Annotated in this window: 28 protein-coding genes and 3 tRNA genes; 6 read left to right on the forward strand and 25 right to left on the reverse strand. The window is 41.2% G+C overall.

The genetic code is table 11. The annotated features are described in order from the left end of the window. Positions 1 to 3 precede the first annotated feature (3 nt). From AC27JL_RS13015 to rpsJ, 12 genes are all read right to left on the reverse strand, one after another. A complete protein-coding gene (locus AC27JL_RS13015; protein WP_487195781.1) occupies positions 4 to 765 on the reverse strand; it encodes a hypothetical protein in 762 nt (253 codons plus the stop codon). Positions 766 to 937: 172 nt separating this feature from the next. Next, on the reverse strand, positions 938 to 1,195 hold the full coding sequence (gene rpsQ / locus AC27JL_RS13020; protein ID WP_006791355.1) for a 30S ribosomal protein S17: 258 nt from the start codon (positions 1,193 to 1,195) through the stop codon (positions 938 to 940). Beyond that, on the reverse strand, positions 1,195 to 1,386 hold the full coding sequence (gene rpmC, locus AC27JL_RS13025) for a 50S ribosomal protein L29 (RefSeq protein ID WP_004588692.1): 192 nt from the start codon (positions 1,384 to 1,386) through the stop codon (positions 1,195 to 1,197). The genes rpsQ and rpmC overlap by 1 nt, the downstream gene beginning before the upstream one ends. Then, the gene (gene rplP, locus AC27JL_RS13030) at positions 1,386 to 1,799 is read right to left on the reverse strand and encodes a 50S ribosomal protein L16 (protein ID WP_002957890.1); all 414 of its coding nucleotides are present in this window, start codon (positions 1,797 to 1,799) and stop codon (positions 1,386 to 1,388) included. The genes rpmC and rplP overlap by 1 nt, the downstream gene beginning before the upstream one ends. A 12-nt stretch (positions 1,800 to 1,811) precedes the next feature. Then, complete coding sequence (gene rpsC, locus AC27JL_RS13035) at positions 1,812 to 2,513, reverse strand: 30S ribosomal protein S3 (protein WP_006791356.1); 702 nt, start codon at positions 2,511 to 2,513, stop codon at positions 1,812 to 1,814. Between the two features lie 11 nt (positions 2,514 to 2,524). Continuing rightward, on the reverse strand, positions 2,525 to 2,857 hold the full coding sequence (gene rplV, locus AC27JL_RS13040; protein WP_006791357.1) for a 50S ribosomal protein L22: 333 nt from the start codon (positions 2,855 to 2,857) through the stop codon (positions 2,525 to 2,527). A gap of 13 nt (positions 2,858 to 2,870) precedes the next feature. Then, positions 2,871 to 3,149 (reverse strand): 30S ribosomal protein S19, encoded by a 279-nt coding sequence (rpsS, locus tag AC27JL_RS13045; RefSeq protein WP_004588689.1) that lies wholly within the window; start codon positions 3,147 to 3,149, stop codon positions 2,871 to 2,873. Between the two features lie 15 nt (positions 3,150 to 3,164). Beyond that, the gene (gene rplB, locus AC27JL_RS13050; RefSeq protein WP_006791358.1) at positions 3,165 to 3,989 is read right to left on the reverse strand and encodes a 50S ribosomal protein L2; all 825 of its coding nucleotides are present in this window, start codon (positions 3,987 to 3,989) and stop codon (positions 3,165 to 3,167) included. Positions 3,990 to 4,004: 15 nt separating this feature from the next. Continuing rightward, complete coding sequence (gene rplW / locus AC27JL_RS13055) at positions 4,005 to 4,307, reverse strand: 50S ribosomal protein L23 (RefSeq protein ID WP_006791359.1); 303 nt, start codon at positions 4,305 to 4,307, stop codon at positions 4,005 to 4,007. Continuing rightward, a complete protein-coding gene (gene rplD, locus AC27JL_RS13060) occupies positions 4,304 to 4,909 on the reverse strand; it encodes a 50S ribosomal protein L4 (protein WP_006791360.1) in 606 nt (201 codons plus the stop codon). Before rplD ends, rplW begins: the two co-directional genes overlap by 4 nt. Positions 4,910 to 4,926: 17 nt before the next feature. Continuing rightward, positions 4,927 to 5,562, reverse strand: a complete 636-nt coding sequence (gene rplC, locus AC27JL_RS13065; protein WP_006791361.1) for a 50S ribosomal protein L3 — start codon at positions 5,560 to 5,562, stop codon at positions 4,927 to 4,929. A 27-nt stretch (positions 5,563 to 5,589) separates the two neighbouring features. Beyond that, positions 5,590 to 5,901, reverse strand: coding sequence for a 30S ribosomal protein S10 (gene rpsJ, locus AC27JL_RS13070; protein WP_002957900.1), 312 nt, complete (start codon positions 5,899 to 5,901; stop codon positions 5,590 to 5,592). 419 nt (positions 5,902 to 6,320) lie between these two features. Here rpsJ and plsB point away from each other — a divergent pair, with 419 nt between their 5' ends. Continuing rightward, positions 6,321 to 8,759, forward strand: coding sequence for a glycerol-3-phosphate 1-O-acyltransferase PlsB (plsB, locus tag AC27JL_RS13075; protein WP_487195782.1), 2,439 nt, complete (start codon positions 6,321 to 6,323; stop codon positions 8,757 to 8,759). A gap of 19 nt (positions 8,760 to 8,778) precedes the next feature. Here plsB and tesB read toward each other — a convergent pair whose 3' ends face one another. Beyond that, positions 8,779 to 9,636 carry an acyl-CoA thioesterase II gene (tesB, locus tag AC27JL_RS13080; protein ID WP_006791363.1) on the reverse strand — a complete coding sequence of 286 codons (858 nt, stop codon included), beginning with the start codon at positions 9,634 to 9,636 and terminating at the stop codon, positions 8,779 to 8,781. Positions 9,637 to 9,713: 77 nt separating this feature from the next. Here tesB and AC27JL_RS13085 point away from each other — a divergent pair, with 77 nt between their 5' ends. Then, positions 9,714 to 10,172, forward strand: coding sequence for an EVE domain-containing protein (locus AC27JL_RS13085; protein ID WP_006791364.1), 459 nt, complete (start codon positions 9,714 to 9,716; stop codon positions 10,170 to 10,172). Between the two features lie 17 nt (positions 10,173 to 10,189). Here AC27JL_RS13085 and AC27JL_RS13090 read toward each other — a convergent pair whose 3' ends face one another. Together AC27JL_RS13090 and AC27JL_RS13095 are read right to left on the reverse strand one after the other, a co-directional pair. Next, complete coding sequence (locus AC27JL_RS13090) at positions 10,190 to 10,393, reverse strand: PLDc N-terminal domain-containing protein (protein WP_006791365.1); 204 nt, start codon at positions 10,391 to 10,393, stop codon at positions 10,190 to 10,192. Then, on the reverse strand, positions 10,393 to 11,460 hold the full coding sequence (locus AC27JL_RS13095) for a potassium channel family protein (RefSeq protein ID WP_010557641.1): 1,068 nt from the start codon (positions 11,458 to 11,460) through the stop codon (positions 10,393 to 10,395). The genes AC27JL_RS13090 and AC27JL_RS13095 overlap by 1 nt, the downstream gene beginning before the upstream one ends. 178 nt (positions 11,461 to 11,638) lie before the next feature. On the opposite strand from AC27JL_RS13095, the gene AC27JL_RS13100 reads away from it, so the two are divergent. Then, complete coding sequence (locus AC27JL_RS13100) at positions 11,639 to 12,949, forward strand: short-chain fatty acid transporter (protein WP_487195783.1); 1,311 nt, start codon at positions 11,639 to 11,641, stop codon at positions 12,947 to 12,949. 43 nt (positions 12,950 to 12,992) lie between these two features. Here the strand turns inward: AC27JL_RS13100 and AC27JL_RS13105 are convergent, their stop codons facing one another. Both AC27JL_RS13105 and AC27JL_RS13110 read right to left on the reverse strand, forming a co-directional pair. After that, entirely contained in the window at positions 12,993 to 14,009 is a 1,017-nt protein-coding gene (locus AC27JL_RS13105) for a metalloprotease (RefSeq protein WP_487195784.1), read from the reverse strand. A 116-nt stretch (positions 14,010 to 14,125) separates the two neighbouring features. Further along, complete coding sequence (locus AC27JL_RS13110) at positions 14,126 to 15,202, reverse strand: hemolysin family protein (RefSeq protein ID WP_008129553.1); 1,077 nt, start codon at positions 15,200 to 15,202, stop codon at positions 14,126 to 14,128. Positions 15,203 to 15,286: 84 nt separating this feature from the next. Between AC27JL_RS13110 and AC27JL_RS13115 the strand changes: the two genes are divergently transcribed. After that, positions 15,287 to 17,782, forward strand: a complete 2,496-nt coding sequence (locus AC27JL_RS13115) for an alpha/beta hydrolase family protein (protein ID WP_487195785.1) — start codon at positions 15,287 to 15,289, stop codon at positions 17,780 to 17,782. Between the two features lie 185 nt (positions 17,783 to 17,967). Then, positions 17,968 to 18,672: a response regulator transcription factor gene (locus tag AC27JL_RS13120; RefSeq protein WP_006791373.1), complete on the forward strand. Its 705-nt coding sequence runs from the start codon at positions 17,968 to 17,970 to the stop codon at positions 18,670 to 18,672. 33 nt (positions 18,673 to 18,705) lie between these two features. Here AC27JL_RS13120 and AC27JL_RS13125 read toward each other — a convergent pair whose 3' ends face one another. The 7 genes from AC27JL_RS13125 to nudE all read right to left on the reverse strand — a co-directional run bounded on the left by AC27JL_RS13125 (position 18,706) and on the right by nudE (position 23,086). Then, a complete protein-coding gene (locus AC27JL_RS13125) occupies positions 18,706 to 20,214 on the reverse strand; it encodes a YifB family Mg chelatase-like AAA ATPase (protein WP_006791374.1) in 1,509 nt (502 codons plus the stop codon). 34 nt (positions 20,215 to 20,248) lie between these two features. After that, positions 20,249 to 20,863: a trimeric intracellular cation channel family protein gene (locus tag AC27JL_RS13130; protein ID WP_010557634.1), complete on the reverse strand. Its 615-nt coding sequence runs from the start codon at positions 20,861 to 20,863 to the stop codon at positions 20,249 to 20,251. A 343-nt stretch (positions 20,864 to 21,206) separates the two neighbouring features. Continuing rightward, positions 21,207 to 21,283: transfer RNA gene (locus AC27JL_RS13135), tRNA-Met, on the reverse strand. A 63-nt stretch (positions 21,284 to 21,346) separates the two neighbouring features. After that, positions 21,347 to 21,423, reverse strand: a tRNA-Met gene (locus tag AC27JL_RS13140). An 81-nt stretch (positions 21,424 to 21,504) separates the two neighbouring features. Beyond that, a tRNA-Met gene (locus AC27JL_RS13145) sits at positions 21,505 to 21,581 on the reverse strand. 136 nt (positions 21,582 to 21,717) lie between these two features. Further along, a complete protein-coding gene (gene cysQ / locus AC27JL_RS13150; RefSeq protein WP_006791377.1) occupies positions 21,718 to 22,521 on the reverse strand; it encodes a 3'(2'),5'-bisphosphate nucleotidase CysQ in 804 nt (267 codons plus the stop codon). Further along, positions 22,514 to 23,086 (reverse strand): ADP compounds hydrolase NudE, encoded by a 573-nt coding sequence (gene nudE, locus AC27JL_RS13155; RefSeq protein ID WP_033035276.1) that lies wholly within the window; start codon positions 23,084 to 23,086, stop codon positions 22,514 to 22,516. Before nudE ends, cysQ begins: the two co-directional genes overlap by 8 nt. A 62-nt stretch (positions 23,087 to 23,148) precedes the next feature. On the opposite strand from nudE, the gene yrfG reads away from it, so the two are divergent. Further along, positions 23,149 to 23,796 carry a GMP/IMP nucleotidase gene (gene yrfG, locus AC27JL_RS13160; protein ID WP_010557632.1) on the forward strand — a complete coding sequence of 216 codons (648 nt, stop codon included), beginning with the start codon at positions 23,149 to 23,151 and terminating at the stop codon, positions 23,794 to 23,796. On the opposite strand, the gene AC27JL_RS13165 is transcribed toward yrfG, so the two are convergent. After that, positions 23,793 to 24,416, reverse strand: a complete 624-nt coding sequence (locus AC27JL_RS13165; RefSeq protein ID WP_006791380.1) for a dUTP diphosphatase — start codon at positions 24,414 to 24,416, stop codon at positions 23,793 to 23,795. The genes yrfG and AC27JL_RS13165 overlap by 4 nt on opposite strands. Positions 24,417 to 24,438 lie beyond the last annotated feature (22 nt).

A 24,438-nucleotide genomic window follows, 5' to 3' on the forward strand; every position in this document is an offset into this window, starting at 1 on the left:
ACACTACTTAATGGGCTTTTTAATGTTCCACTTATCCATTATTTTATTATATAGAATACGATCGTTATCTTTGCATGGCCTTGGCGATCCTGTTGGCAAGCCTGCTTTACCCATAACACCATTAAAATAAATCTTGTAGCACATACCTTTGTACATTTCCACCCGCTGACTACCATCTGCGCTTTGCCACAATACCGCTGATTTTAAATCACTAGAATGCTCAATTGGAACCGTTATGTGTTGATGATTTTTGCTCTTTGGCGAAGTTGCTATCTGCGGGAAATCAAAGGATACAATAGCATTACTGGAAATTGAAAACGGAGTTATTGATGCGTATGGATCAATTTTTTTAAATGGCTGCTGCTGAGCTTTTGAATTAACCTTATTTTTTTTAGGCTCAATCGCGGCTTTATTTACATTATGCTTTTTTCTATCAGTGCTTATGGCAATGCTATTACTTGTCTCAGTAGCATTCTCTGGTAAGTTTAATTTTAATTGCTGAGCGCTCTTAAAGTCATGCCCTTTAAGCGGCTTAGGTGTTAACTCACTTGCATCAAGCTCGGTATCATTTTCAGGGAGTGAAGCATTCGGCTGTTTACTTTTTGTATTACTGGGTAATGTTGTAAGGTCCACCATTACATACGCTTTTATAACTTTGCCTGCGTATGGTTGTGCTATCTCAATCGTTTGCCTCGAAACCAAATAAATAACAACAATATGTAAACCAATTGATATACCCCACGCTTTATAGTTACCTTTCAACACATCAACTCCCTGTGAACAGCTTACTTTATGAGTATAACTGGGCAGGTTTAGTTCATTTAAAAAGGTGTATTGTCGGTCTAAAAATTATCAATAAGTTACTTTACTGCGGTACTAAATACAAAAAGCCCCAGCTAATGCCGGGGCTTTTTTACAAAACTAACTTAATTAAAAATTAAGCTTGTTTTGGACTAGAAACAACGTCTACTAAAGTCCAAGATTTATTCTTAGAAATTGGTGCACATTCACGGATAGTAACTACGTCACCCGCTTTTGCTGTGTTGTTTTCGTCATGTACGTGTAGCTTAGTTGTACGTTTAATGAATTTCCCATAGATTGGGTGCTTCACGTAACGTGCGATTGCGATAGTGAAAGATTTTTCCATCTTGTCGCTAACTACACGGCCTTGAAGAGTACGAATTTTATCGCTCATTATTGACCTGCCTTCTGGTTAATAATTGTTTTTACACGCGCGATATCGCGACGTACTGTTCTTAGCGTGTGTGTCTGAGCTAACTGACCAGTGCTTGCTTGCATGCGCAGGTTAAACTGCTCACGAAGAAGTCCTAGAAGTTCAGCATTAAGCTCTTCTACGCTTTTGTCTTTTAGTTCGCTTGCTTTCATCACATTACCGTCCGAGTTACGAAAGTTGTTTTGAATGGCAGTTTACGAGCTGCAAGGTCGAATGCTTCACGAGCAAGCTCTTCAGAAACACCTTCCATTTCGTAAAGTACTTTACCAGGCTGAATTTCAGCAACCCAATATTCAACAGAACCTTTACCTTTACCCATACGAACTTCAAGAGGTTTTTCTGTAATCGGTTTGTCAGGGAAGACACGGATCCAGATTTTACCTTGACGTTTCACGTGACGCGTCATAGCACGACGAGCTGCTTCGATTTGACGAGCAGTCATGCGGCCACGGCCAGTAGCTTTCAATCCGAAAGTACCGAAGCTTACTTTGTTACCGTTTTGCGCTAAACCGCGGTTGCGGCCTTTGTGCATTTTACGGAATTTTGTACGTTTTGGCTGTAACATTACTCGCTACCTCTACTTAGCACTTTTCTTGGCTTTCTTTGGTGCGCGTTTAGCTGGCTTCTCTTGCTCTTGTACTAGTGGTAAACCACCAATAACTTCGCCTTTGAAGATCCAAACTTTAACACCAATGATACCATAAGTGGTTAAGGCTTCAGAAGTTGCGTAGTCGATATCAGCACGAAGAGTATGTAGAGGTACACGACCTTCACGATACCATTCTGAACGTGCGATTTCTGCGCCGCCAAGACGACCGCTAACTTCAACTTTAATCCCTTTTGAACCGATGCGCATTGCATTTTGTACCGAACGCTTCATAGCGCGACGGAACATAACACGACGCTCTAGTTGAGAGGCAATGCCGTCTGCTACTAGTTGTGCATCAAGTTCTGGCTTACGTACTTCAGAGATATTAATCTGAGCAGGTACACCAGCGATTTTAGTTACTGCTTGACGTAATTTTTCTACGTCTTCGCCTTTTTTACCGATAACAACACCCGGACGAGCCGTGTGGATTGTTACGCGGATTGATTTTGCTGGACGCTCAATAACGATTTTAGACACAGAAGCTGTTTTTAATTCCTTTGTAAGGAATGCACGAACTTTGTGATCGCCAAAAAGCTGATCAGAGAAATCTTTAGAACTCGCGTACCAGGTAGAAACCCAAGGTTTAGATATACCTAGGCGAATACCAGTAGGATGAACTTTTTGTCCCATTACTTATACTCCTAGCTATCTGAAACCATAACAGTGATATGGCTTGTACGCTTAAGGATGCGGTCTGCGCGTCCTTTAGCACGAGGCATAATACGTTTCATTGTAGGACCATCGTCCACAAAGATCGTAGTTACACGAAGCTCATCAATGTCAGCACCTTCGTTATGCTCTGCGTTAGCAATAGCAGACTCAAGTACTTTCTTAACTAATACAGCCGCTTTTTTCGGGCTGTACGCCAGGATTTCTAGTGCGCGATCGACAGGTAACCCGCGGATCTGATCTGCAACTAGACGTGCTTTTTGCGCCGAACCAGAGGCGAATTTATGTTTAGCTAATGCTTGCATTTATCTTCCCCTCTTAACGTTTCTTCGCTTTCTTATCCGCAGCATGGCCACGGTAAGTGCGAGTTGGTGCAAATTCACCTAGTTTGTGACCGATCATTTCGTCAGAAACGAAAACTGGTACGTGCTGGCGACCATTATGGACAGCAATGGTCAATCCGATCATGTTAGGTATGATCATTGAACGACGGCTCCAAGTTTTAATTGGCTTTTTCTCACCGCTTTCCAAAGCTTTCTCTACCTTCTTCAGCAAGTGTAGGTCTATAAAAGGACCCTTCTTGAGAGAGCGTGGCATGGCTATTCCTCAATATTACTTAGTACGACGACGTACTATAAATTTATCCGTACGCTTGTTCTTACGCGTCTTCGCACCCTTAGTCGGCTTACCCCATGGAGACACAGGATGACGACCACCAGAAGTACGACCTTCACCACCACCGTGTGGGTGATCAACCGGGTTCATGGCAACACCACGAACTGTCGGACGAATACCACGCCAGCGGTTTGCACCTGCTTTACCAAGTGAACGAAGCATATGCTCAGCATTGCCAACTTCACCAAGTGTAGCACGACAATCAGCTTCAACTTTACGTACTTCGCCTGAACGAAGACGTAATGTTACATACTGACCATCACGTGCAAGAATTTGAACGTAAGCACCAGCAGAACGTGCGATTTGTGCACCTTTACCTGGTTTTAATTCTACGTTGTGAACAGTCGAACCTACAGGCATATTACGCATTGGTAGTGCATTACCAGCTTTGATTGGTGCATCAACACCAGACTGGATTGCATCACCAGCTTTTAAGCCTTTAGGTGCGATAATGTAACGACGCTCACCGTCTGCATATAATACAAGAGCGATGTTTGCGCTACGATTTGGATCGTATTCTAAACGTTCAACAGTAGCTGGAATGCCATCTTTAGTACGTTTAAAATCGATTAAACGGTAATGATGTTTATGACCACCACCGATATGACGAACCGTAATACGACCATTGTTATTACGACCACCTGATTTAGAGTTTTTCTCTAAAAGTGGTGCGTATGGCTTACCCTTATGTAAATCAGAGTTAACCACTTTAACTAGGTGACGACGACCCGCAGAAGTAGGCTTACACTTTTGAAGTGCCATAATTCTATCCCCTTATTACTCGGCGCCGCCGACAAAGTCTAGCTCGCTGCCTTCTTTAAGAGTAACGTAAGCTTTCTTCCAGTCGCTACGACGACCGAAACGCATGCCAGTACGTTTTGTTTTACCCTTAACGTTAAGTGTGCGAACACCCGTTACTTCTACTTCAAAAAGCTTCTCAACTGCTGCTTTAATTTCAGCTTTAGTTGCGTCATTTACTACTTTGAAAACAATCGTGTTGTTTTCTTCAGCAGCAATTGTGCTTTTTTCAGAGATGTGTGGAGCAAGGATCACTTTTAAAAGACGTTCTTCACGGATCATGCTAGCGCCTCCTCAAGTTGCTTAACAGCAGCGGCTGTAATAAGTACCTTGTCGAAAGCAATTAAGCTTACAGGATCGATACCAGCTACATCACGCGTGTCAACCTTATAAAGGTTACGTGCTGATAAGAAAAGATTTTCATCTACTTCTTCAGTCACGATAAGTACATCTTTAAGCTCAAGCTCTTTTAGCTTAGCTACTAGATCTTTAGTTTTTGGTGCTTCAAGACCAAAACTTTCAACAACGATTAAACGCTCTTGACGAACTAGTTCAGATAGGATGCTTTTGATCGCACCACGGTACATTTTACGGTTTACTTTTTGGCTGTGGTCTTGTGGTTTAGCTGCGAAGCTAACGCCACCTGAACGCCAAATTGGACTACGGATTGTACCAGCACGTGCACGGCCAGTACCTTTTTGAGCCCATGGTTTTTTACCACCACCGCTTACTTCAGAACGTGTCTTCTGAGCACGAGTACCTTGACGAGCACCTGCTGCGTAAGCAACAACTACTTGGTGTACTAATGCTTCGTTAAACTCACGTCCAAAAGTAGCTTCAGAAACTTCAAGAGCGCCAGAAGCGTCTTTGATTGCTAATTCCATCACTAAATCTCCAGGACTTATGCTTTAACAGCTGGTTTAACGATAACGTCACCGCCGATAGATCCAGGTACTGCACCTTTCACTAAAAGCAAGTTACGCTCAGCGTCAACGCGAACTAGTTCTAAGTTTTGAGTCGTTACACGCTCAGCACCCATATGACCGGCCATTTTCTTACCTTTAAACACCTTACCAGGTGATTGGTTTTGACCGATTGAACCAGGAGCACGGTGAGATAGAGAGTTACCATGTGTAGCGTCTTGCATGCTGAAATTCCAGCGCTTAACACCACCTTGGAAACCTTTACCTTTAGAAGTACCGGTTACGTCAACCTTGTTGATTTCGTTGAATAACTCAACAGTAAGCTCTGCGCCTACTTCAAAATCGCCTTCACCACCGTTAAGGCGGAATTCCCACAGACCGCGACCCGCTTCAACGCCAGCTTTAGCGAAGTGACCCGCTGAAGCTTTGTTTACACGACTTGCTTTTTTAGTGCCTGCGGTTACTTGAAGCGCGTTATAACCGTCTGTTGCGTCAGATTTGATCTGAGCAATGCGGTTAGGTGTCGCTTCAATAACTGTCACAGGGATAGATACACCATCTTCAGTGAAGATTCGTGTCATACCCACTTTACGACCGACTAGACCTAATGCCATTTTCCTAAAACCTCTCTAATCTTCCGATTAACCCAGGCTGATTTGAACATCAACACCAGCAGCAAGATCTAAACGCATAAGCGCGTCAACAGTCTTGTCAGTTGGTTCTACGATGTCTATCAGACGTTTATGGGTGCGGATTTCGTACTGATCACGCGCATCTTTGTTTACGTGCGGTGAAGTAAGTACAGTAAAACGTTCAAAGCGTGTAGGTAGTGGGATTGGACCACGTACTTGTGCGCCAGTGCGTTTCGCAGTTTCCACGATTTCTGCCGTTGATTGGTCAATCAAACGGTGGTCAAAAGCTTTTAGGCGAATACGAATGCGTTGATTTGACATTCTTAACCTCAATATAAAGAGCATTTAAAAGAGCATAAAAAAACGACCGAAACAATCTTAATTATTAAGATGTCGGCTGTTTGATTATATCTACGTTGAGTTCCAAATCGGAACTCCTGTTTATTAGCTTGAAATCCAAGCTTAATTTATCCTTTCAAGTTCCCGGGGGAATTTTGAAAGCCTGCGTATTATAGAGGTATTGGTGATAAATGCAACAACTAATTCAAAACAAAGTATCAATGATTAATTCGTCTAAATAAGTGCCAGCTTATATTATGTGACTATACTGGAACTAAATTTTTCAATGCGGGTCAATAGCTGCATTAACTAATCTCATTTCGTAAAGAAGCGATTTTTTAGATAATATGGTATCCTATCACGCTAATTTTGCTTTTTAACACCCTCAATATGGTGAGTCGATGCGTATTTTTAATTATTGTTTAAACGTTTTATCTGCTGGATTTAGTCGCTTATTTGTTAAAAGCAAAGTCCTTCCAGAAAACCCTATTAAACAGTACGATTTAAATCCTGATTACCCTACATTTTATATAGTGCGTTTAAATTCTCGTTTTGATCTTGCGGCGCTGGCTCATGCTTGTAAAAAACACGGCTTACCTAGTCCTACTGAAGAGCAAATATTAGGTGATGAACATTTAGAGCGATTGATTGGTATTAAAAATCCACCACCTTTATTTGGCGATACAGCAAAACCAACCAATGCACTGGCACAAGGCAAACAAATAATTGATCACCTTATAAATAGTGGCCAAAAAAATGTACAAGTGATACCTGCAACTATTTTATGGGGACGCGATCCAGGTAAAGAAAAACCAGGATTACGTACTTTAATAACGCATTCGGTTACACCAAGCTGGTTTAGAAAGTTTTTTGTTGTGTTGTTTTCTGGTCGCGACAACTTTATTCGCTTTAGCCAACCACTCGACTTATCACTTATTGTAAATGAAAAAGCTGATGTAAATGAGCTACCACAGAAGTTACTACGTGTTGCCCGGGTTCACTTTAAGCGTCAAAAACTTGCGGCAACAGGTCCTAAAATGCCATCGCGCGAGCAGCTCTTTAATTCGCTATTGGCCTCTCCTACCATTAAAAAAGCCATTCAAGATGAAGCAAAAGCTAAAAATATTAGCCAAACCGAGGCACGTCAAAATGCGCTTAAGCTACTTGATGAAATAGCCGCAAACTATTCTGAAGCAATGATACGCGTTGCTGATCGCTTTTTAACATGGCTTTGGAATAAGCTATACAACGGCATACACATAAAACACACAGAGCAATTGCATGAACTAACTAATAAAGGCCATGAAATTATTTACATGCCTTGTCATCGTAGCCATATGGACTACTTGCTTCTTACTTACTCTATTTACCATTTAGGTTTGGTGCCACCGCATATAGCCGCAGGTGTTAACCTTAACTTTTTTCCTGCCGGTGGCATATTTCGCCGCTCGGGTGCGTTTTTTATTCGCCGCTCGTTTGCAGGCAATAAACTGTACTCAGCTATTTTTAAAGAATATTTGAGTCAGTTGTTTATTAAAGGTTACTCAGTTAAGTTTTACACAGAAGGCGGGCGTAGCCGTACGGGCCGTTTGTTACCGCCCAAAACAGGTATGCTTGCAATGACCTTTCAAGCCATGCTACGCGGTATCGACCGACCAGTATCAATAGTCCCTGTGTATATTGGCTACGAACATGTCATGGAAATAAATACGTACCTTAAAGAGCTTGCTGGAAAAGATAAGAAAGGCGAATCGGTATTTGGTATTTTTAAAGCAATAAAAAACCTTAAAAACTACGGACGTGGTTACCTAAATTTTGGCGATCCTATTTCGGTTAACCAATATTTGAATGATAACCAACCCGACTGGCGCGACGCGGTTCACCCAACTGACGTACAAAAACCTCAGTGGTTAGGCCCACAAGTTGCAGCCTTAGCAGACCAAGTTATGGTTAAAATTAATAATGCAGCTGCATTAAATGCTGTTAACTTATTAGCAATGGTATTGCTAGTAAACGACAAGCATGCTTTAAGTAAACCAAAACTATTAGCTCAGCTCGATTTTTACTTACGCTTGCAGCGTGATGCAAGTTATAGCGATAAAGTAACTGCGCCTGACGAAACACCGGAGCAACTTCTTACACATGCCTTAAAACTTAACAAATTTGATGTGATAAGTGATGAGTTTGGCGAAATTATTGCCATTAGCGATAAAGAAAAAACACTCTTTAATTATTACCGTAACAATATTTTGCATCTATTTGCGGTACCTAGCTTGTTGGCATTGCACTTATTTAAGCAGCACACAACAACAATTAAGCAGTGTGAACAATTAGTACATTCGTTTTATCCGCTATTTGCCAAAGAGTGGTATTTACAACCCCTTGATGAAAACTACATTACGCGTATCTTGGCCAATTTTGCTGATCAAAACTTAATTGAATTTGATGGCGACAATATACACATTACTAATACCAACGACTGCTTAGCAAAATTAGAAATGCTAGGGCGAGCATTGAGCTTCACCCTGCAACGCTACGCCATTGTGATTGGTTTTATACAAACGAGTAATGGCATTGAAAAGGCTGAGCTTGAGCGAGAAAGCCAAGTATTAGCAGATCGCTTAGGCACATTACACGGCATTAAAACACCAGAGTTTTTTGATAAAAAAGTACTGGTTGGTTTTATCGATAACTTACGTGGTGAAGGGCTTGTGACAGAAGGCGATAATGGCTTGGTGGGCAGTACGCAATTGTGCGAAACCTATTCACAACTTAAAACATTGCTACCTGCCCGTATATGGCAATCGATTAGCGACATTGTTCAAGACCAGTGTAACTAGCCGCTATACATAGATAGGGTTAGCGCTGACGCATAACCCCTTCTTGAATTGTTGAGGCAACCAAGTTGCCTTGGCGATCAAAAAATTGCCCTCTTACCAGCCCTCTGCCTGAGCTCGCACTCGGGCTGTCTATGGTGTATAAAATCCAGTCGTCTAATCTAAACGAGCGATGAAACCACATTGCATGGTCAATTGTTGCGACCTGCATATTTGGCTGCATAAACGACACGCCATGCGGCTGTAATGCAGTTGGTAAAAACTCAAAGTCAGACGCATAAGCCAATAGGTAATTATGAATACGCTGATCATCGGGCATATCACCATTTGCTCTAAACCAAATATGTTTAACTGGCTCAATCGCTTCTGGTTTAAAGGGGTTATGAAATGTCACAGGGCGCATTTCAATAGGCATTTCGCGAATAAATTTATTACGAATCACCTCGGGTATATGCTCAGCATTTTCTTGATAAAACTCAAGCGACGAACGTAGCTCTTCCGGTTGCGGTACATCTGGCATCGTTGCCTGATGCGAAAGTCCGTCTTCAACCGCCTGAAAAGATGCAGTCATATAAAAAATAGGCTTGCCGTATTGAATTGCACTTACACGACGGGTACTAAAGCTTTTGCCATCGCGAATAGTTTCAACATCGTAAACGATAGGTTTAGCAGCATCCCCTGGGCGTAAAAAGTAAGAATGTAAAGAGTGAACAATACGTCCAGCCGGTAGGGTTTCCTTTGCTGCTGATAGCGCTTGCCCCATAACCTGACCACCAAAAACAGCTCTAAAACCCAAATCTTGGCTTTGCCCTCGGTATAACCCTTGCTCTATTTCTTCAAGTGTTAATAACGATAATAAATCATCTAAAACTTGGCTCATTATATGTTCCTCAATTCCCTAATAACTTAATGATACTATAGACTACAACTATGTAAATCTTTGTTAGGAATACAACTATGGCTTACTGGCTGTTTAAAACCGAACCCGATGCTTTTTCAATTGACGACCTAAAACACGCACCTAATCAAACAACATTATGGGAAGGTGTACGAAATTACCAAGCCCGAAACTTTTTGCGTGATGATGTTAAAGAAGGCGATTTAGTGATGATTTATCACTCAAGCTGCAAAAACGTAGGTGTAGCGGGTATAGCAAAGATAACAAGCGCAGCCTATCCAGACCCTACTCAATTTGACCTAAATAGCGATTATTATGACCCTAAAGCCACCAGCGATTCACCGCGTTGGGTAGTCGTTGACGTAACCTACCACCAACATTTGAATAAACTGGTTAGCTTAAAATCTATAAAAGCAAACGACAGTATTACAGAGTTGGCACTAAAAAAAGCAGGAAGATTATCGGTTATGCCCGTAACAGAGCACGATTGGAATGAAATTATAAAAATGGCCAAATAGTAAAGGTCGAGTTGCGCTTATTTTTTTACTGCTTTTTTCTTTTTGTGCCCGTGTTTGGGCACAATGGCAAAATACATAATAAGCCCTAACCACGAAAAAAAGATGATACCGATGAGCCAACCGTTTTTTTCGTGGCCTTGCGTACGTTTACTGTTTAGTACAATGACTACAGGTAAAATGTACGCACTTAAAATAACAATTAAAAATATAACTTCATTCATTATTTTTCCAAGCTTGACCAATCAACTTCGCCGCTCAATACACGCTCAACAGAAATATAGTGGAGAATATCACCTTCACTCACTTTATAATCCAAAGGTGGATTTAAGTCCATATTTTGAGCACTCAAGTTATGTGCAACACCCAACAAAATAGCGTCGTGCTGCCTTTTAAAATGATGAAACAAGGTGCCAAATTCCATTTCCTTACAGCCACTGGGTACTTTTAAGCTAAATTGTGTATCACCATGTAATGTAGAAAGCAGTTCTTCTTGTACTCGACTAGAGCCGGGGTCTTGCATTGAACGAACTAATATTTCAGCCGACTTAGCACTGCTACATTCTATATTTTGACAGTGCTCCAGTAGCATATCGACCTTGGTTTCATCTAAAAAGTGAGCACTAATATGACACTCATCTTTTACTAAGCGGCTAATACGCAGCGCAGTAGTAAATGTTTGGTCATCGTCTTGCCCATCAATAATTACTTTATCGGCGTGACTGATTGCTACACGCTCTAACTCTGCTAAATCAGTAAAGCTAGAAAGACGCGCAAAATCAACCTGCTCATTAGCTAAAAAAGGATGATCCATCTGCTCTGTTACCGCGAGTAAAATACGACGTTCAGTGCGCTTTGTATCCGCCAAAATGTAATCAATCATTTTTTTAGTTCTGGTATCGTGCCAACCAAAAATAATGATGTGGTTATTACTGTGAGCAAAATCTTTATCACCAGTCATAGCGTGCCTAATTAAGTAAGTAACAGTTTGCCCTGCTTTTCCAAGCAAAACACCAAATAAAGCTAAACCAAACGGAATTTGTATTAAAGCAACCACCCATCGACCAAGCTCTGTTGTCGGGCTAAAATCACCATATCCTACTGTTGACGTTGTCACTGTGTAATAGTAAAAAAAAGTGGTTATAGAGGTTAACGCCTGTTCGTTGGCAGCATACAGTAGCAACCAGGTTACGAGCATATGAGTTAAAATTGCAAAGGTCACTGCTTGCCAGCTCAATTGATCAATATGAGCGCGCACAAGTAACGCTAACCTTTTAAATATCACTGGCATAATACAAAATCTTTGTTATTAAATTATCTATAAACAGTACGTTACTGTATGCCTTAGTTTTAATCAACGTTTAAGGTATAGACAGTGTAAAACTCCTCCGTGTAATACTAATTGTGATTTGCACATAACCACATTTCGTGATTAATTAATCTACAAACAAACACTAAACTGTATTTTTATGCTTAATAGAATAGCCACCCCATTTACAAGACTGGTTGAGCGTTACCTACCCGACCCATTTATATTTGTAATTTTGCTTACACTTATTACATTTGCCGCTGCCAGTATATTTACCCCTTCCAGCAGTATTAATGTACTGCACGCGTGGGGCAATGGGTTTTGGAACCTATTGAGCTTTGCTATGCAAATGCTGCTTGTACTTATTACAGGCTACATGCTGGCAAGTACACCTCTCATTAGCAAAGTATTAGAAAAACTAGCAACCTTAGCCAACACCGCGCCTAAAGCAATTATATTAGTTACTTTTATCTCACTTTTAGCGAGCTGGCTAAACTGGGGATTTGGCCTTGTTATTGGTGCATTGTTTGCCAAAGCTATTGCAAAACATACCCGTGTAGATTATCGATTATTAGTAGCTAGTGCCTATACTGGCTTTGTTGTATGGCATGGCGGCCTTGCAGGTTCAATTCCGCTAACTATTGCAACACCAGGACACTTTTCACAGGCAAGTATGGGTATTGTGAGTACAGATCAAACCTTATTTGCAGGTTTTAATATTGCCATTTTGATTGGTTTATTTATTATCGTCCCATTAGTAAATCGCTACATGTTACCCAATGACAACGACAGCGTTTATATCGATCCAACCCTATTAAACACCCGCACACCTGCAGCAAGTAAAATAACGCGTCCTTCGCAACATTTAGAACAAAGCAAACTGCTAGGTATGGGCATTGGCTTAATGGGGCTTGCCTACTTAAGCTATTACTTTTTTATCTTTGGTGGTGGCTTAAACCTCAATAGTGTAATTGCCCTGTTTTTATTTTTAGCTATTACGCTACATCAAACTCCTCACAATGTGCTTAATAGCTTACAACAAGCAATTCCGAGTGGTGCGGGAATTGTAATTCAGTTCCCTTTTTATGCCGGTATTATGGCGGTCATGGTCGATACAGGGTTAGCACAGCAGATATCACAAGGCTTTATTGCCATTGCGGATGCCGATAGCTTGCCATTTTATAGTTTTATTAGTGCAGGACTCGTTAATATGTTTGTGCCCTCCGGTGGCGGACAATGGGCTGTACAGGCACCTATTGTAATACCTGCAGCGCAAGAGCTGGGCGCCGATATATCCCGTGTTGCTATGGCTGTGGCATGGGGAGATGCTTGGACGAATCTAATTCAACCTTTTTGGGCACTGCCCGTATTAGCTATAGCGGGCCTAAAGGCAAGAGATATTATGGGCTTTTGCGTGGTACAACTAATTATTACTGGGGTATTTATATCGCTGGTATTGAGCTTTTATTAATAAAGCTTTGCGCGTAGTTAAAAATTAACTACGCGCACAATTATCAGCTCGATAAAATTGTCATCGGCAAACTGAGTATTGGATTGTCAGAATCAGCAAAGTGCATCATCACTGCTACATGCCCTGCAACTACCAGTGCGTACATAGCGGCTGAAAAACCTTGTCCGTATTTATCTAGTGGTATTAAATGAGAATAATGTCGACCGCGCCATTCAAACACAATTTCTAGCGCCCCAACAAATAAAAAGAACACCAGTAACATTAAGCCAAATGTATAACTAAGCCATAAGCCAAAAAACACACCCAGCAAGCATACACTTAGTCCAATCCATGAGCGCATAGAAAAGCTGATACTCTTTAATACATGCCCACCATCTAGCGGTAAAATTGGCAGTAAGTTAAATAAATTAAGCAATGCACTGAGTACCGCAACACCAGCAAATATTTCCATCTCCGTGGCGTAATATAAAACAACACCCAACACAGAGGTTATTAAGCCAAAAGCAGGCCCCATGAGCGATATGACCACATCTTGCCAGCGGGTTGTTATTTTATCGTCACTGACAGCTAAGCCACCCACAAATGGGATTAAGTAAATACCTTTGGTTTTTATGCCAAAGTACTTCATAGCTCTTACATGCCCATACTCATGCACCACTAAACACGCAATAAGCATAAGCGCAAATTCAATGCTAAATAACCAGGCATACCCAGCAACAGATGCACCTGCCAACGCAGCCTTTACTACTTTTGCGCTTTTAAATAGTTTAAAACCTAACGCAGCAAAACCTAAAAAACCCCTTTTAGGTTCACCATTAACTGGGGCTGGTAAAGCGAGCTGGGTAGCAAATTGCTCATCTACAAATAACGAAATACTTTGCTCGGCAGTTGTGCTGGTATCTATGCCTATTAATTTATCTTGAAAGTTAAATTGATAGTAATGTTCTCGAGGAGTATCAAACGCAATAGCTTGCTGGTTATGAAATACTTGTACTATTTGCTGCCCAGAAACCATTAATGAAAATGGCTGATCAGCCAAGGTTAGGTCTATTCTTATCATAATTAAAGCCATTTAAAATAATCGCGCTAGTATACCGTTTGGCTAAAAAAACACGAGAGCAGACGTTAACTATTGTATTTAAGTAACTAGCAATAGCTAACGTTGCGAGTGAAAGGTTACTTTTCTTCTTCAGGATGTTCGTCTTCTTCACTTACAATATGCGCACTGCTGGCCAAACGCTTACGCCAGCGTTGCTTTGCCACTGCACGCATATTGGTTGACTGATCGCGTTCGTCGACTATTTCTAAGCCCATTAGTGATTCAATCATATCCTCAAGCGTTACTATGCCGCGCACTTCTCCGTATTCATCCACGACTAAACATATGTGCGTACGCTGAGTTAGTAGCGTTTGCAATAATGACGATACATTTTGAGATGTGGGTACTGTATAAATTGGTTTGATCAGCTTACTGATTTTATAATCGGTGCCTAAGCGATGATACGCCAACATAATATCGTTTTTATGCACGAAACCGACAATGTCGTCGGCATCTTTATCAAATATTAATACGCGGGAAAACGATGACGAACCGTGCTCATTTAAATATTGGTTTACTGTTAAGTCTTTATGTACTTTAAAAATAACTGTGCGTGGCGTCATTAAATCAGACAATTTTGCATGCCTAAAATGCAAAAGATTACGAATAATTTCAGACTCATCTTCGTGCAAAGCGCCAGATTCAGTGCCAATATCGGCCATGGCTTCTATTTCTTGGCGAATATAGTAAGCCTCGTCGTGCTTTGGCCCCATTAGGTTTGTTAACTTTTGCGCACACCATACAAAGGGCTTTAGCGAAATCACCAAAAACCGTAAAGAGTAGGTAACACTTGGCGTTAAGGCACGCCAGTAATTAGCACCCAGAGTTTTTGGAATAATTTCAGAAAGAACCAATACCAATAAGGTCATAATTGCTGAGGCAATCCCCACTGCAGCATCAGAAAAAACCACGGCCGCTTGCGCTCCTACACCCGCTGCACCCGCTGTATGCGCGATGGTGTTTAAAGTCAAAATGGCTGCCAGTGGCTGATCTATATTATTTTTTAGTTTTTCAAGCTGCTTAGCAAGCACAGGCTGCTCCTTTCTGAGTGATGCAACATAGCTTGGCGAAATGCTTAGCAGCACCGCTTCCATCACAGAGCACAAAAACGAAATAACAATGGCCACAACCATATAAACAATCAGTAAAGTCACTTTTTCTCCTTTATATTGGATATGTGAGCATGGTAACAATACATGCTATATTTGACCAAATACCCAATAATAACAGGCACAATAATGAAATTTAATGCACCTTGGTTTTACCGCAACAAGCAATTTAAACGAGCCTTAGGTTTATTAGCCTTTAGCAGTTTAAGCTTTGCAGCAATTGCTGAACCATTGGACAAATCAAAAATTCAGTTTATCGGCCCCTTGGCCGAAGATATGCAATTAAAACCTTTTCAAACGCCGCATGGCTCAGCCATTATCAACAACCTTTTGCCACAATTACAAGCAAACTCAGACAGTTTTTCTATTTTCGGTAAAAAACAAAGCTGGCAGCCATTCAATAAAGTAAGCGCACTCACCCTTGGCGGACTGCAAGCACTAAAATTTAATATTGAAACAGAGCGTTTTACACAAGGCACCTTAACATTAAAAGGGATTGAAAAGGGGCAATTATTTATTAATGGCGAACCCCAAAAAGGGGATAAAAATAGTTATAAGCTTGCATTAACTAACTCTACCCACAGCGTTATTATTTTGGCGCAACAAGTCGCAAACTGGAGTGATGTGGTTATTGATTTCACCCCTAAGAGTGACACTGATAAAATTACGCTAAATACATCATACACAAAGCGCTTATCAGCAAAGCAACTGTTTGATGCGCCGACCATGAGTAATATATCTTTAGCGCCTAACGCCGAGCAATACATAACCACCAAGCGCACTTACGACGATAAAACTCAAAATAAAGCCAACTTAGTTACCGAGTTAAAAAATACAGACAACTCAACTGACTATCGATTTGAAGATGGACAACCAAGTAACATTATTTGGAGCCCAGATAATCAGTACTTAGTGTATTTATTAAAGGGTGAGCTTAAACAGCTTAATCGTAAAAGCTTAGCCATTAAAACACTGGCAAGCGACTTAGCCGGCGCCAGTGGTTTCACCTTTTTTAACGACACGAGCCTAGTATTTAGCTGGTCTAAATCACCAGAAAGCAGCAACAACTTAACCAAGCATTACAAAGGCCTTCAAGATCGTTGGTCGTATGCGCGCACTACCAGCCAACTTTATATGCTTGATACTAAAAGTGGCTTAACAAAAGCGCTTAGCCAAGGCCCGCTTTCTCATAGCTTTGAAGATTTAAATAGTACGCGTGGAAAAATATTAATGAGCCGTTCGGTTATGGCTATGCAAGCGTCTACTCACCCTGAGACAGAGCTCGTTGAGCTGGATATAAAATCAAACAAGCTTTTGTCACTTGGTAAATTTAAAACATTTAACCAAGCAAAATACGCAAACAAAGACGTGTATGTTGTTGCAGGCCCCGACTTTAAAAATGGTGCTGGCAGAGCGTTGCCAAAGTCAATGCTTGCTAATAACTACGACGGACAGCTTTACCTGTTAACTAACAACGGTAAAAATGTTACTGCGCTCAGTAAACAATTTGACCCATCGATTGGTCAGCTAAGCGTGTTAGAAAACGGCGATGCGGTACTTAAAGTGACCGAAAAAGACACTCAGCCATTGTATCTATTCGACCTCAGTAAGCAGCGCTTTAAAAAGTTAAATACCAATGTGGATATTGTAGAAAAATTTAGCGTTTCACATGGGCGCAATTCACAAGTGTTAATCACCGGCACAAGTGCTTTAGCACCGCAACAACTAAAACGCCTTAATATCAGTAAAAACAAAACCGATCTTATTTGGGATTCAAAACCAATTGCTTATGCCAATACAACAATACCCACCCTTGAAGAGTTTAACTTTACTAATAAAAGTGGCGTTGAAATAACCGGGCGTGTTTATGTGCCAAGTAACCTAGATAAAACTAAAAAGTACCCTGCACTTGTTTATTATTACGGTGGTACATCACCTGTTACCCGTGGTTTTACTGGCCGTTACCCATTTAACTTATGGGCCGAAAACGGTTATGTGGTTTATGTAGTACAACCTACCGGCGCAACAGGTTTTGGACAAAAGTTCTCAGCACAACACGTCAATGCGTGGGGTGATTACACCGCCGACGATATTATCGAAGGAACACAGGCTTTTTTAAAACAATACGACTACGTAGATAACACTAAGGTCGGTAATTTAGGTGCCTCTTATGGTGGCTTTATGACCATGCTATTGGCAACAAAAACCGATTTATTTAGCGCTTCTATTTCCCACGCGGGTATTTCAAACTTAACCTCTTATTGGGGCGAAGGGTGGTGGGGCTACTTGTACTCTGGTGAGGCATCTAAAAACAGCTTCCCATGGAATAACGCCAATCTGTATAGCCAACATAGTCCGGTATTTCATGCAGACAAAGTAACCACACCATTACTGCTTATTCATGGTGACAGTGATACTAACGTACCCGTAGGCGAGAGCTTAACAATGTACACCGCACTTAAACTACTAAATAAAGACGTGGAGCTTATTGAGTACAAAGGCGCCGATCATCAAATTTTTGCGCGCGATAAACGCTTTAACTGGTGGAATACTATGTTGGCATATTTTGATAAAAAACTAAAAGACGAACCACAATGGTGGGATTCAATGTACGAAAATAAGTAATTTAAACCGAAATTTTATATCTTTATGAAAAGCGCCCTTGAATATGGGGCGCTTTTTTTGATTTTTTTATAATTATTTTAATATTTTTGAAATATTAAGTTACTTAAAACTAGCATGTAACCCCTTCTCAGTATTTACCTAATGGTGCTACCATACAAAGCTACAAGCATTTAAAATAAAGTACTATGGCTATTAATGTTTTATTGGTTGAAGACGATGAAATACTCGTTAAACGCATTCAAAATCACTTTGCAGAGACCGAATTTACAATAGAAGTAGACTCAACTGGCGCTGATGCATTGAGCATCGTTAGGCAGCGAGTAAACCTGCGTGATGCATTTACCCTCGCTATTATTGATATTGTACTGCCTAAAATAGACGGCCTTCAGCTCGCCAAAGAACTTAACACACTAACAGATATTGGTGTTATTGTGCTTTCTAGTCGTGATTCACAAGCAGATCGAATAGCAGGCCTTGCCCAAGGTGCTGACGACTATATTTGTAAGCCTGTTGATTTACTTGAGCTTGAACTGCGTATGCGCGCTTTGTATAAACGCGTTGCCGTTAATATGGATAGCGACGAAAGTGAAGAGTTTATTGAATACGCCGACTTTAAATTACACCCCGATAATCGCACCCTTATTACCTCCTCGGGTGTTGAATCACGTTTAACTGAAGCAGAGCACAAAGTACTTATTTGCTTAATAAGTAATGCAGGTAAAGCCACTTCACGTGAAAAAATATCTGAAGAAATAGGCCAACCAGATTGGAGCCCTAACGATCGTACAGTCGATGTTCTTATTGGTCGATTACGTAAAAAACTAAACGATGAAAAAGATCAAAAGCGTATTGTCACAGTCCGTGGCAAAGGCTACATGCTCTCTTTATAGCCGCTAGTAAAAACAGTTTAGCCTCAATTTTAGCTACTTAGTAAGTTGAGCAATTAAGCGTTCAAAGGCTCTGTAATTTAATGCCTCTTTTAAATCGTCTAAACTAATTTTTTCATTCCCTTTTAAATCACTAATCGTACGCGCTACTTTAATAACTCTATGGTAAGAGCGCGGCGATAAAGACAGCTTTTCACTGGCCTTAGCTAAAAACTGCAGCTCTGCTGGGGCAAGCTCACAGTGAATACTCATTTCTTTATTATTTAGCCGCGCATTCACTTTGCCTTGGCGTTTTAACTGTATGTAATAAGCTGCTTCTACCCGTGCACGCACTTGTGCGCTGGTTTCTTCTTGTTTAGTGCTTTGCAGTTCAACGCTAGTTAACCGTGGTAGCTCTATTTGCAAATCAATACGGTCAACAAATGGGCCTGATACACGAGATAAATAACGTATAACTTGATCGGGTGTTGCTCGTTTATCGGTATGGCTTCCCGTAGGACTTGGGTTTAACGCTGTAATGAGCTGAAACTGCGCAGGAAACTCCATTTGCCGCGCCGCACGCGAAATAGTTACCGTACCGGTTTCCATTGGCTCACGAAGGGAGTCGAGCACTTTACGCTCAAACTCTGGTAGCTCATCTAAAAATAATACCCCATTGTGTGCCAGCGAAATTTCACCCGGCTTAGGGTTTGATGATCCCCCTACTAATGCAACCGCCGAACAGGTATGATGAGGATTACGAAAAGGGCGTTGCCGCCAGTTTGTTAAATCGATTGAATGACCAATAATTGAATAAAGTGCGGCAGTGGAAAGTGCCTCATCGTCAGACATAGCCGGCATTATTGTGGCCATTCGCTGAGCAAGCATTGATTTACCGGTTCCCGGTGGACCTAAAAATAGCAGGTTGTGACCGCCTGCAGCGGCTATTTCTAATACACGTTTAGCCCCGGGTTGACCTTTTACATCGCTCAAATCGAGTAAAAAGTCAGGTGCCTGCGTACAGTCTGGATACTCTATATTTAACGGCAACGGCTGCTGGTTTAGTAAATCACCCCATACTTCTTGAATAGAGCTTACCGCTTTACGCTTTACGCCATTTACAAGGCTTGCCAGGCTATCATTAGCTATGGGTAAAAAACAGCAGCGGTTTTGTTCCTTAGCTGCAAGCACAGAGGGCAAAATAGCATTTACTCCACGTACCTCACCGTTGAGTGCAAGCTCACCGTAAAACTCATATTTATGAATATCAGGGCACACTATTTGCCCTGATGCTACCAAAATGCCTACGGCAATGGCCAAATCAAACCGGCCACCGTCTTTGGGTAAATCAGCTGGGGCTAAATTAACAGTAATGCGTTGATCAGGGAAACCAAATTGAGAGTTTTCAAGCGCGCTGCGCACTCTGTCTTTTGACTCTTTAACAGAGGCTTCGGGAAGGCCTACAATGTGGAATGCGGGTAAACCAGTTCCTAAGTGAACCTCTACAATAACTTCAGGGGCATTAATACCTACCTGAGCACGAGAATATATACGAGCTAATGACATTCCTTATCCTAATCAATCCTATGATTAAGTAAGTTTAGTCAGGATATTTAAAAACGTGTAATGTGATTTTCCATTTTATTGCTGAAAAACGTAAGAATAATGTCATCAACATTGCCAATACCATCGCCAGCTCAGTCACAAATGAAAAATACATACTAAGTGTATAAACAATACCACCCGCAATACAGGTAATGGCATAGAGCTCTCCTTTTAACAGCATAGGGATTTCGCGGGCGAGCACATCACGTATTAAGCCTCCAAAACAAGCCGTTATGACTCCCATTATGATTGCTGTCATTTCTGGCATGCCTGCAAGTAGTGCTTTTTGAGTACCCATTACAGCAAAAAAAGCCAAGCCGAATGCGTCTGCTATTTGAAGTGTGTAATACGGAATAGACTTTTGCTTATTAATAAGCCGAGATGTAATAAGTACAGCAGCTAAAATAGCAAAAAAATAGCTTTGATCATGTAGCCAAAATACAGGAACGTCTAGAATCACATCGCGAACAGTTCCCCCACCAATAGCGGTCACTGTTGCTAATACTACCACCCCGAAACCATCCATTTTTTTCTCGTAGGCCACTAATGTGCCTGAAATAGCAAACACAGCAATGCCGATTAAATCAAACCAGTGATACAGTTCTGTCATGTAAAAGTACACTTAAAAATATTTCAGCCGTTTTAACATACCCAGCACGAGGTGTTAAGTAATAACGAATTTAAAATGATTGGTATAGTATATGTGGTAAATGTAATAACAGCTTTGCTATTAAGAATTACTGAATTTTAGACATAAAAAACATGCTTTTAGCATATCACTTTAATAGTGCTTTTATTTCAGTGGTTGCGGGAGCCTGAGCTTATATAAAGTGAACCGACGACCTTTGCTGGCTAATGGAGAGCTGAGACCGACGAGCTACCCATTTCACTGAATTTCAGGCATAAAAAAACACGCTTTTAGCGTGTTACTTTAATAGTGCTTTTTATTTCAGTGGTTGCGGGAGCCGGATTTGAACCGACGACCTTCGGGTTATGAGCCCGACGAGCTACCAGGCTGCTCCATCCCGCGCCTGAAATATGCATACTTATTTAACGTTGCTTACATTACAACGTGGCGTCCAATTTAAGAAATTGGTTGCGGGAGCCGGATTTGAACCGACGACCTTCGGGTTATGAGCCCGACGAGCTACCAGGCTGCTCCATCCCGCGCCTGTATATTTAAAGTCTATCGACTACTTGATTTAATCTCTTAAGTTAGAGTTTACAGTAACCTCACCCCATAAAGGAAATTGGTTGCGGGAGCCGGATTTGAACCGACGACCTTCGGGTTATGAGCCCGACGAGCTACCAGGCTGCTCCATCCCGCGCCTGTAATTTCTTTAAAACATTTTCGTAATATTTACGAGCCTGCCTTGAAGAGAGCGCTACTATATAGGAATAAACTTATAATGCAAGGCTTTAACTACCTAAAACTGTTCAAGTGAACAAAAAGCAATCAAAACTCTATTCTATACTCGCTCTTTGGTGAGGAGTAATCATTTTTTGAAACTCCCAATCAGGGTGGCCCATTACAATAAAGTCTGGGTTTTCAGTGCTCTCACGTTGGTTATAGGTTAAAGGGTTAAACTCTGCATCAGTAATGCAGCCGCCCGCTTCTTCTACAATAACTTGTGAAGCCCCTGTATCCCACTCACCCGTTGGGCCTATTCTTAAAAAGCAGTCCGCTTTACCCTCAGCAACAATACATGCTTTTAACGAGCACGAACCAACTGCAATAGTTGTAAATTGGCTATTTAAGTATTGACTCACCGACTCAATTTTCTGACGGCGACTTACCGCTAGTGTTAAACTTTCAGGCGGAGCTACGTATATTCGTGTGTCGCTCTTTTCTTCACGCTTAAAAGCACCATTTTTAGCACTCGCAAAATACGTAATACCTTTTGACGGCCAATGAATTACACCCAACACAGGGTGGTTATTTTCAATAAGCGCAATGTTTACCGCAAAATCACCACTTTCTAAAATAAATTCACCTGTGCCATCCATGGGATCAAGTAACCAATAACGCTGCCAATCTTGCCTATCGGCTAATGCAGGAATAGGTGTTTCTTCCGACATAATAGGAATATCGGGCGCAAGTGCCTTTAAGCCTGCAACAAGCACATCATTTGCAGCTAAATCGGCTTTAGTTACTGGTGTGTGGTCTGACTTTTCTTGTTGGCCAATATCATCTTTTTTGTATATAGCCATAATGGCATCGCCTGCACGTTCGGCTAATTCAATACAAGGTTCTAATAATTTATTCATCGGCAGCTCCAGATGCTAAGTACTTATCTAATAATAGCAAAGCGGCAACACTTCGTGCTTCGGTAAAATCATCTTGCTCTAATAATGACTGCCATTGCGTTAATGGCCACTTAACAACAACTAAAGGCTCAGGCTCGTCGCCTGGAAGTGTTTGCGGATATAATTGCTTAGCAAATAAAATATGCATGGTGGCATTAAAATAACTAGGTGCCATGGTCACTGTTTTTAATGGTTTAAAAAAGTCTGCGCCAAAACCTACTTCTTCTTTAAGTTCTCTATTAGCAGCTTGCTCTGGTGTTTCGCCTGGGTCGATCAGTCCTTTAGGAAAGCCTAGCTGGTAGTCATTGGTGCCCGCGCAATACTCACGCACTAGCAGCATTTCGTTATCAGCCGTTATAGGCACAATCATTACAGCGCCTCTGCCACCACCTCGAATACGTTCATACTGACGCTCTTCGTCATTCGAAAATTTTAGCTCTAAAGATTCCACAGTAAATAGGCGACTTTTAGCGACAACATTATTACTTAGGATTTGAGGAGGTGTTGGATGCTTTTTCTGTGTCATTGGCGTTAATTTGCTATCATGGCAGTTGTGCTTAATCATAAACTTTTCACAGGGAAAAGCCCATGCTAAATTGGTCAAAAATCGATACCGTTTTACTTGATATGGACGGAACACTCCTCGATTTACATTATGACAGCCATTTTTGGTTAACTGTTCTTCCACAGCAACACGCCTTAGCGAAAAATATAAGCCTGAGCGAAGCAAAAGAAGATATTTTTAAACGCTACCAAGCTGTAAGCGGCCAAATTGAGTGGTATTGCTTAGATTATTGGGAAGATCAGCTTAAATTACCAATTATGGATTTAAAGCGAGAAACACAGCACCTTATAAAAGTTCGTGACGACGTGCCCTATTTTTTAACGGAGCTAAAAAAAGCAGGAAAAGAGCTTATATTGCTTACCAACGCACATCCAGAAAACGTCATGATGAAATTTGAACACACCGCAATCGATAATTATTTAGATGGTGTAGTGTCGACTCATGAATATGGCGTAAGTAAAGAGCAGCAAAGTTTATGGCACCAAGTACAAAATGATTTAGGATTTAACAAAACACGTACTTTATTTGTTGATGACAGCGTAGCTGTATTAAATGCCGCAAAAGAATACGGCATTGGGCACTTACTTGCGGTTGCTAACCCCGACAGCCAGCAACCACACAACGAAATAGCCGATTACTTAAATGTAACCGACTACCGTACTATTATTTAGCTTTTTGGGTAACGTGCCTCAAGGCCTTGATAGACTAATTTTGCGAAGTCTGCATGTTCGGTATCAAGGCTTTTAACTACTTCCACTAAGTGCTCGTTATCTTCTTGCCCGTTCCACACTTTAATGTAGCTACCGTCTTTATAACCATGGTCTTGGCGAAAAAAGTTTAAGGTATTTTTACCAACATAACCACGGTATAAATCGTCAATATCCATGCCCATTTGTGCCATACAACCGGCAAATGCTGATGCATTAAACGCTTTATCTGCAACAGCAGATGCCGCAAGTATTTCTAACGTTTGCTTAAAGTCATCAGCTTGCTGTACTTGGCTCAACTCACTTTCTAATTGCTTTGCTAAGTCTTGATAGCTTGTTTTTCCGTCAATACGTAGCGACAAACCAAAGTGAAAAATATCAACCAATTCTAAAATAACTTGCTCGGTATCGGGTGTTTGTTTTTTCCACCACTTCCAGCCATGATGATCGAGCATTTCGGCACACTCAACCCAAATAGCGCGATACCATTCAAACCCTTGTGTAAACCATTGTTCATGCACTTTTGTATTCATGGCGTTTTGCATTTCTAGCATGACTACTAGCTTATTTAAATTGGCAGACATATCAATTCCTGTCGTTTTTTAG

Source organism: Pseudoalteromonas sp. 4NS20-0020 (assembly GCF_057554385.1).

Bases quoted from the DNA above. Each gene is read 5' to 3' on its own strand.
- rpsQ (WP_006791355.1), bottom strand. From the start codon at position 1,195: ATGAGCGATAAAATTCGTACTCTTCAAGGCCGTGTAGTTAGCGACAAG.
- rpmC (WP_004588692.1), bottom strand. From the start codon at position 1,386: ATGAAAGCAAGCGAACTAAAAGACAAAAGCGTAGAAGAGCTTAATGCT.
- rplP (WP_002957890.1), bottom strand. From the start codon at position 1,799: ATGTTACAGCCAAAACGTACAAAATTCCGTAAAATGCACAAAGGCCGC.
- rpsC (WP_006791356.1), bottom strand. From the start codon at position 2,513: ATGGGACAAAAAGTTCATCCTACTGGTATTCGCCTAGGTATATCTAAA.
- rplV (WP_006791357.1), bottom strand. From the start codon at position 2,857: ATGCAAGCATTAGCTAAACATAAATTCGCCTCTGGTTCGGCGCAAAAA.
- rpsS (WP_004588689.1), bottom strand. From the start codon at position 3,149: ATGCCACGCTCTCTCAAGAAGGGTCCTTTTATAGACCTACACTTGCTG.
- rplB (WP_006791358.1), bottom strand. From the start codon at position 3,989: ATGGCACTTCAAAAGTGTAAGCCTACTTCTGCGGGTCGTCGTCACCTA.
- rplW (WP_006791359.1), bottom strand. From the start codon at position 4,307: ATGATCCGTGAAGAACGTCTTTTAAAAGTGATCCTTGCTCCACACATC.
- rplD (WP_006791360.1), bottom strand. From the start codon at position 4,909: ATGGAATTAGCAATCAAAGACGCTTCTGGCGCTCTTGAAGTTTCTGAA.
- rplC (WP_006791361.1), bottom strand. From the start codon at position 5,562: ATGGCATTAGGTCTAGTCGGTCGTAAAGTGGGTATGACACGAATCTTC.
- rpsJ (WP_002957900.1), bottom strand. From the start codon at position 5,901: ATGTCAAATCAACGCATTCGTATTCGCCTAAAAGCTTTTGACCACCGT.
- plsB (WP_487195782.1), top strand. From the start codon at position 6,321: ATGCGTATTTTTAATTATTGTTTAAACGTTTTATCTGCTGGATTTAGT.
- tesB (WP_006791363.1), bottom strand. From the start codon at position 9,636: ATGAGCCAAGTTTTAGATGATTTATTATCGTTATTAACACTTGAAGAA.
- AC27JL_RS13085 (WP_006791364.1), top strand. From the start codon at position 9,714: ATGGCTTACTGGCTGTTTAAAACCGAACCCGATGCTTTTTCAATTGAC.
- AC27JL_RS13090 (WP_006791365.1), bottom strand. From the start codon at position 10,393: ATGAATGAAGTTATATTTTTAATTGTTATTTTAAGTGCGTACATTTTA.
- AC27JL_RS13095 (WP_010557641.1), bottom strand. From the start codon at position 11,460: ATGCCAGTGATATTTAAAAGGTTAGCGTTACTTGTGCGCGCTCATATT.
- AC27JL_RS13100 (WP_487195783.1), top strand. From the start codon at position 11,639: ATGCTTAATAGAATAGCCACCCCATTTACAAGACTGGTTGAGCGTTAC.
- AC27JL_RS13105 (WP_487195784.1), bottom strand. From the start codon at position 14,009: ATGATAAGAATAGACCTAACCTTGGCTGATCAGCCATTTTCATTAATG.
- AC27JL_RS13115 (WP_487195785.1), top strand. From the start codon at position 15,287: ATGAAATTTAATGCACCTTGGTTTTACCGCAACAAGCAATTTAAACGA.
- AC27JL_RS13120 (WP_006791373.1), top strand. From the start codon at position 17,968: ATGGCTATTAATGTTTTATTGGTTGAAGACGATGAAATACTCGTTAAA.
- AC27JL_RS13125 (WP_006791374.1), bottom strand. From the start codon at position 20,214: ATGTCATTAGCTCGTATATATTCTCGTGCTCAGGTAGGTATTAATGCC.
- AC27JL_RS13130 (WP_010557634.1), bottom strand. From the start codon at position 20,863: ATGACAGAACTGTATCACTGGTTTGATTTAATCGGCATTGCTGTGTTT.
- cysQ (WP_006791377.1), bottom strand. From the start codon at position 22,521: ATGAATAAATTATTAGAACCTTGTATTGAATTAGCCGAACGTGCAGGC.
- nudE (WP_033035276.1), bottom strand. From the start codon at position 23,086: ATGACACAGAAAAAGCATCCAACACCTCCTCAAATCCTAAGTAATAAT.
- yrfG (WP_010557632.1), top strand. From the start codon at position 23,149: ATGCTAAATTGGTCAAAAATCGATACCGTTTTACTTGATATGGACGGA.
- AC27JL_RS13165 (WP_006791380.1), bottom strand. From the start codon at position 24,416: ATGTCTGCCAATTTAAATAAGCTAGTAGTCATGCTAGAAATGCAAAAC.